At 26.6% G+C, this 1,000-nt stretch carries 2 protein-coding genes; both read left to right on the forward strand.

The window, feature by feature from the left end; translation table 11 throughout:
* Positions 1–120: 120 nt before the first annotated feature.
* Positions 121–180 carry a 23S rRNA methylase leader peptide ErmCL gene (gene ermCL / locus KA873_RS13490; protein ID WP_002497446.1) on the forward strand — a complete coding sequence of 20 codons (60 nt, stop codon included), beginning with the start codon at positions 121–123 and terminating at the stop codon, positions 178–180.
* A gap of 44 nt (positions 181–224) precedes the next feature.
* Positions 225–959, forward strand: a complete 735-nt coding sequence (erm(C), locus tag KA873_RS13495) for a 23S rRNA (adenine(2058)-N(6))-methyltransferase Erm(C) (protein WP_014158488.1) — start codon at positions 225–227, stop codon at positions 957–959.
* Positions 960–1,000: the final 41 nt, after the last annotated feature.

The raw sequence follows: 1,000 nt of genomic DNA on the forward strand, positions 1-1,000 counted from the left end.
AGTTCATACAGAAGACTCCTTTTTGTTAAAATTATACTATACATTCACCTTTGCAACAGAACCTTCATATTTATCAGAGCTCGTGCTATAATTATACTAATTTTATAAGGAGGAAAAAATATGGGCATTTTTAGTATTTTTGTAATCAGCACAGTTCATTATCAACCAAACAAAAAATAAGTGGTTATAATGAATCGTTAATAAGCAAATTAAAGAGGGTTATAATGAACGAGAAAAATATAAAACACAGTCAAAACTTTATTACTTCGAAACATAATATAGATAAAATAATGACAAATATAAGATTAAATGAACATGATAATATCTTTGAAATCGGCTCAGGAAAAGGCCATTTTACCCTTGAATTAGTACAAAGGTGTAATTTCGTAACTGCCATTGAAATAGACCATAAATTATGCAAAACTACAGAACATAAACTTGTTGATCACGATAATTTTCAAGTTTTTAACAAGGATATATTGCAGTTTAAATTTCCTAAAAACCAATCCTATAAAATATTTGGTAATATACCTTATAACATAAGTACGGATATAATACGCAAAATTGTTTTTGATAGTATAGCTAATGAGATTTATTTAATCGTGGAATACGGGTTTGCTAAAAGATTATTAAATACAAAACGCTCATTGGCATTACTTTTAATGGCAGAAGTTGATATTTCTATATTAAGTATGGTTCCAAGAGAATATTTTCATCCTAAACCTAAAGTGAATAGCTCACTTATCAGATTAAATAGAAAAAAATCAAGAATATCACACAAAGATAAACAGAAGTATAATTATTTCGTTATGAAATGGGTTAACAAAGAATACAAGAAAATATTTACAAAAAATCAATTTAACAATTCCTTAAAACATGCAGGAATTGACGATTTAAACAATATTAGCTTTGAACAATTCTTATCTCTTTTCAATAGCTATAAATTATTTAATAAGTAAGTTAAGGGATGCATAAACTGGGTTCTGTTGCAAAGTAAAAA

This window comes from Staphylococcus sp. GDY8P45P (assembly GCF_017892745.1).
GTDB classification, from domain to species: Bacteria; Bacillota; Bacilli; order Staphylococcales; family Staphylococcaceae; genus Staphylococcus; species Staphylococcus cohnii.